This is a genomic window from Mycobacterium asiaticum (assembly GCF_001673315.1).
In the GTDB taxonomy this organism is placed as follows: Bacteria; Actinomycetota; Actinomycetes; order Mycobacteriales; family Mycobacteriaceae; genus Mycobacterium; species Mycobacterium asiaticum_B.
Genome location: NZ_LZLQ01000139.1, coordinates 1 through 5,186, shown reverse-complemented (window position 1 = coordinate 5,186; position 5,186 = coordinate 1). Strand labels below are relative to the sequence as shown.

General features: G+C 71.1%; 1 protein-coding gene and 3 pseudogenes. 1 reads left to right on the top strand and 3 read right to left on the bottom strand.

All coding sequences use genetic code 11. The annotated features are described in order from the left end of the window. Positions 1–59: 59 nt before the first annotated feature. The 3 pseudogenes from A5636_RS27480 to A5636_RS22255 form a co-directional block, all read right to left on the bottom strand. Positions 60–3,232: pseudogene (locus tag A5636_RS27480) on the bottom strand (PE family protein). Positions 3,233–3,373: 141 nt separating this feature from the next. Continuing rightward, positions 3,374–3,460 (bottom strand): annotated as a pseudogene (locus A5636_RS27960) (hypothetical protein); the annotation flags it as partial. Between the two features lie 5 nt (positions 3,461–3,465). Beyond that, positions 3,466–4,098 (bottom strand): annotated as a pseudogene (locus A5636_RS22255) (VWA domain-containing protein); the annotation flags it as partial. Between the two features lie 214 nt (positions 4,099–4,312). On the opposite strand from A5636_RS22255, the gene A5636_RS22250 reads away from it, so the two are divergent. After that, a partial coding sequence (locus tag A5636_RS22250; RefSeq protein WP_065160805.1) for an acyl-CoA dehydrogenase family protein occupies positions 4,313–5,186 on the top strand: 874 nt, incomplete at its 3' end.

The window sequence follows — 5,186 nt, the reverse complement described above, 5'->3', positions numbered from 1 at the left end:
CGCATGCGGTGAGTCTGACGGCTAGCTCGGCCAGCAGCGTCGTGCCTACCGGGGACCTCTCAGGAGCCGCCGGCCCCGCCGGCACCCCCGGTGCCTGCGGCACCGCCAGGGGCGCCGGTGCCGCCGTTGGGGCCGGTGCCCGGTCCGCCGCCGGTGGCGGGATCGCCGGGGTCGCCCCCGCCGCCGTTACCGCCGGTGCCGCCGGTGCCACCACCACCACCCGCGCCGCCACCCCCGGACGAGCCGCCGGTGCCGCCGACGCCGAGACCGCCGTCACCGCCTTCGCCGCCGCCGCCGCCTCTACCGCCGTTGCCGCCGGCGTCTGCCGTCCCGGCGAACGCGTCGCCGCCAGTGCCCCCGGCTCCGCCGGTGCCGCCAGTGCCGCCGGCACCGCCGGTGTTGGTGAAGCCGTTAGCGGCTAAGCCGCCGTTTCCACCCTGACCGCCGAATCCGCCGAAGCCACCGCCCCCGGGTGCAAGGGGATCGCGCCCGGTGGTGCCGAATAGGCCGGTACCGCCGACACCACCGTCACCGGCCTCGCCGCCGTTGCCGCCTGTGTTCTGGGAAATGCCGCCGATACTGGCGCCGCCGTTGCCGCCGTTGCCGCCAGCACCGCCGTTGCCGCCGGGGATACCTCCTATTGTTCCTGACGTGTAAAGGACGTCAGTTTGCCCGCCCTTGCCTCCGTCGCCGCCAGCACCGCCGTGGCCGGCTTTCGCAATTAGGTCGCCGACGCTGCCATCGCCGCCATTCCCGCCATTGCCGCCAGCGCCGCCGGGAGCACTGCGGGCTTTTACGCCACCGTTGCCGCCGTTGCCGCCGGCACCGCCATCGCCGCCGGCTCCGCCAGTGCCAGTCAGGAAGGTGCCGCCGCTGCCGGCCTTTCCGGCGTTGCCGCCGTCGCCGCCGTCGCCGCCGTCGCCGCCGCCGTCGCCAATTATGTTGTTATCGAAGCCGTTGCTGCCGTCGCCGCCATCGCCGCCGGCACCACTGGCACCATTGGTGCCACCGGCACCAGAGTTGCCGCCGTCGCCACCCTTGCCGCCGTCGCCGCCATCGCCGCCGTGGGCGCCGTTGCTGTTGTTTATGCTGTTGGTGCGGCCGTCGCCACCCTTGCCGCCGGCGCCGCCGGCGCCCCCGTCGCCCGCAGAGATGGTGCCGAGGCCGGCATCGCCGCCGTTGCCACCGGCGCCGCCAGTACCCCCGTGACCAAGAGCACCGGGATTTGCCCCTTTGCCACCGGCGCCGCCGGCGCCCCCGTCGCCGCCGGTGCCGGTGAAGCCGGCGCCCCCGTTGCCGCCCGCGCCGCCAGCCCCACCGGCGCCCAAGTCGCCTGATTTCGAGACGACTGCGCTGCCGTCGCCGCCGCCACCACCAGCGCCGCCGGCGCCCCCGGTACCTGCGGCGGAGCCGGTGCCTGCGTTGCCGCCGTTGCCGCCGCCGCCGCCCGCGCCGCCGACGGCGGCGGTGCCGGGCTGGGCTGTTCCGTCGCCGCCGCTACCACCCTTGCCACCACCGCCGCCGTTGCCGCCGGTGCCGGTGAAGCCAGCGCCCCCGTTTCCTCCGTTGCCCCCGTTACCTCCGGCGTCGCCGGCTTTGCCCATCGCTCCGTCATTACCTGTGGCACCGTCGCCGCCAGTTCCGCCGTCGCCCCCCTTACCGCCGGTACCGTCAGCCGTGGCGCCGGTGCCGGCCAAGCCGGCGTCACCGCCCTGGCCGCCGCCACCGCCATCTGGGGCGACGGAACCGCCAGTTCCTGGGTCGAGGCTGGCATTGCCGCCGTCGCCGCCCCTGCCGCCGTCGCCGGCCATGCCGCCGGTGAAGCCGTTGCCGCCATTGCCGCCCTTGCCGCCAGCGCCCCCGACGTTCCCGTCATGACCAGGGATGATGCCGTCATTACCCGTGGCGCCGGCGCCGCCATGTCCACCGTCGCCCCCCATGCCGCCGAGGCCGCTGTTGGCGGAAGTGGCGCCGGCGCCGGCCGTGCCAGCGTCACCGCCGTGGCCGCCGTCGCCGCCGCCGGGGGCGGTGGCGCCATCGATCCGCGTGTCGGCACCGCCGTTGCCGCCATTTCCACCCCTGCCACCGTTCCCGGCGTTGCCGCCCGTGAAGCCCTTGCCACCGTTGCCGCCAGTGCCGCCGTTGCCCCCGGCGTCGCCGGATTTGCCGGAGCCGCCGTCATTCCCCGACGCGCCGTTGCCACCGGCACCGCCTGCACCGCCGTCGCCCACGCTCCCACCATCACCGCCAACTCCGCCGGCGCCTCCGTTCGGTGAGGTGGCGTTGCCAGAAGCTCCGAAGCCGCCGCGGCCACCGTTGCCCCCGCTGGTCGGGCTCGCGCCACGCGCCCCGTCGGCGCCCGCGGTGGTGGTGCTGGCGCCACCGGCACCTCCGGCGCCCCCGGCACCCGGGTCACCGCCATCCCCGCCGGTTTGGCCGGTGCCAAAGCCGTTACCCACGTCGACAATCCAATTGCCGGTTTCGCCCCGCGCACCGTCACCGTCATGTCGCCGCCATCAATACCGCTGCCACCGGCCCCGCCGTGACCGCCGGCCCCACCGGTCCCGATCAAACCCGCATGACCACCGGCACCACCGGCTCCACCGGCAAACCCGCTCCCCGCAACCGCAGCACCACCGGCACCGCCGGCCCCACCGTTGCCCCACAACCACCCGCCCGCTCCACCAGCGCCGCCATTTGCACCGGCCCCGCCGGCCCCACCAGCTCCACCGTGACCGATCAGCCCGGCTGACCCGCCACGCCCACCGGCGACCCCAACCGCGGTCTGGCTGTACCCGGCACCACCGTTGCCGTACAAGATTCCGCCCGCCCCACCATCAGGGCGCGCCGAGCTGCCCGCCACACCATCACCAATCAGCGCACGCCCCAGCAACGCCTCAGTGGGCGCATTCAACACACCCAGCACCCGCTGCTCAACACCCTGCAACCACCCGGCGTTAGCCGCCTCAGCACCCGCATACAACTGTCCCGCGCCCTGCACCGCCTGCACCCACCGGGCCCCAAACGCTCCCGCTACAGCACTGCACTCCTGATAGGCCTGCCCATGACCAGAAAACAACGCCGCCACCGCCGCCGACACCTCATCACCCGCAGCCACCGCCACCCGCGACGTCGACACCACCGCCGCCGCATTCACCGCCCGAACCACTACCCCAATCCGCTCCACATCGGCCGCCGCCACCACAACCGCCTCCGGCACCACCCACACCACACCAGACAAAACCCGCTCCCTTCACGACATCCTGGCCCCGAAACCCATCGCCGAGCAGCGACACACTACGACAACCCCCACCGCGCCGTGGCCAATCACACATCTTCAAAACAAACGCAAATGATCCACAACGCCCACACCACCGGCCGGCAGCATTGCTGACTTATTCGGCGACATCCCGTTGAGCATCGCGGCTTCCACCACGACGCCCAGCGCCAGCACGAACAGATTTCTCAGGACACCCGACGACGGACCTCGGCCGAACGCAATGCGGACCTGAACAGCGGCCCGATCACACCCGCCAGTTGTTCTGGTCGGCCGATGGTGGCATGAGCGGTGCTGCCGAACACCCGGCGCAACGAGGGCACGTCGGTTCCGGCGCCAATGGTCAGGCACACACACCCGGTGCCTCGCCGGCGTGCCTCGGTCAGGGCGCGGCGCGAGTCGGCGGCACCATACGCCCGCTCGTAGCCATGGTCATAGGCCAACCCGTCGGACAGCACCACCAGCAGCCGTCGCGACGTGCCGCCGCGTGCTTTCAGGACCGCCGTGCCGCGCCGGATCGCCGCACCGAGACGGGAGTACGCGCCGGGCTGCAGACTGTTCAGCCGTCTCATCACGCGTGTGTCGAGATGGTCGTCGAATCGCTTGACGGGCACCATGCTCACCGCGCGTCGCCCCTGAGAGTAGTAGGCGTACAACGCGATTCGATCGCCGAGATAGTGCAGAGCTACGGTGAGGTTGGCCGCGGCCACCCGCTGCTGTTCGTGCACCGTGCGTCCCGCCGTACCCGGCTCGGCGGCCGAACCCGAGACATCGAGGGGCAGCAGCACCGACAGGTCGCGCCGGCGCCGCAGGCTGTCGAGCTATACCGCTTCGTCGCCCGGCGGCAACAGGTCAACCGCCACAGGTCGGCCGGCGAGAGCCGACGCGAACATACTCAGGCCCCGCACCCGGTCGCTAGGAGCGTCGTTTCCCACGCTCAGCCCCCAAACTGCGGGGAACAACGTTGACCAAATATCTGTTCCAACGTAGAGTCCGGCTTGGCTGCAGTCAATCGCGTGAGGTCGAATAGCAAACGTGGATTTCTCCTACCCCGCGGAAGTGGAACGATTCCGCGACGCATTGCGTGTTTGGCTGTCGGAAAATCTCACCGACGAATTGATCGCAGCGCGAAGGCCTTCCGGCCATGACCTCCCCGGAAAGGAAGCCGTCTTCGAGAGGCTCCGCGCGTGGAACGCGACCATGGCAGATGCGGGTTGGGCGGCGGTGTCATGGCCCCGTGAGTACGGCGGCCGGGGCGCTACGGTACTCGAGCAGCTGGTCTACACCGAGGAGACCACGCGAGCGCGAGCCCCCGTGCCGCTCAACATCATCGGGATGAACAACATCGCTCCCGCCATCATGCAATACGGCACCGAGTCGCAGAAGACGATACTGCTGCCCCGGATGATGCGCGCCGACGACATCTGGTGCCAGGGCATGTCCGAACCCGAGGCAGGATCGGATCTGGCCGCGTTGCGCACCAAGGCCGTGCAGGACGATGACCACTTCGTGATTACCGGGCAGAAGATCTGGACGTCGCTGGGCCACAAGGCGAAGTGGTGCCAGCTCTATGTGCGCACCGATCCGGAAGCGCCGAAGCACAAGGGGATCTCCTGCCTGATCGTCGACATGAGCCTGCCGGGGATCGAGGCACGCCCGTTGGTGACCCTCAACGGCGACACCGATTTCGCCGAGGTGTTCTTCCGCGATGTCCGGGTGCCGGTTGACGCCCTGCTGGGTCCGCTGAATGCCGGATGGCAGGTCGCCACCACAACGTTGAGTCACGAACGTGCCGGGGCGGCCCGGCTGTATGCGGAGCTGCAGGTCCGCATGGAAGAACTGGTGGCTGACTTTGCGGAGAGCGACGGTGGTCGAGCACTGGACGATCCGGTGGTCCTGCGCCGACTCG